This is a genomic window from Psychrobacter sp. TB20-MNA-CIBAN-0197 (assembly GCF_040309765.1).
GTDB classification, from domain to species: Bacteria; Pseudomonadota; Gammaproteobacteria; order Pseudomonadales; family Moraxellaceae; genus Psychrobacter; species Psychrobacter submarinus.
The window spans coordinates 1-259 of the sequence record NZ_JBEOPC010000884.1 but is presented as its reverse complement, the minus strand read 5'-3'; the positions used below and the strand labels follow the sequence as shown (position 1 = coordinate 259).

Annotated in this window: 1 protein-coding gene; it reads right to left on the bottom strand. The window is 46.3% G+C overall.

All coding sequences use genetic code 11. From position 1 onward, the window contains the following. Positions 1-221 (bottom strand): hypothetical protein (locus AAEY83_RS16400; RefSeq protein ID WP_351060744.1); only part of this gene is annotated, 221 nt, incomplete at its 3' end. Between the last annotated feature and the right edge of the window lie 38 nt (positions 222-259).

The following is a 259-nucleotide window of genomic DNA, read 5'->3' as shown; positions in this document are numbered from 1 at the left end:
CTGCGTGGGCAGCTAACGCCTGCGCTATTTAATAAGTTAATTACGTCGAGGCGTTTGGCAGCATCGCCAGTTAGCGCACCACCAATTTCAGCTATTTGCTGTTTAGCACTTTGTGCCGTGTTTGCTACTGCAGGTGCATAGCCAGAGGGCGTTTGGCCTTTACCAGCAACGAGGCAAATGGGGTAACTTGTTCCTTGTAAAACAACTGTATTACTTTGCATTAGTTGTGTACTTCCTCACTTATCCATAAGTATGATGC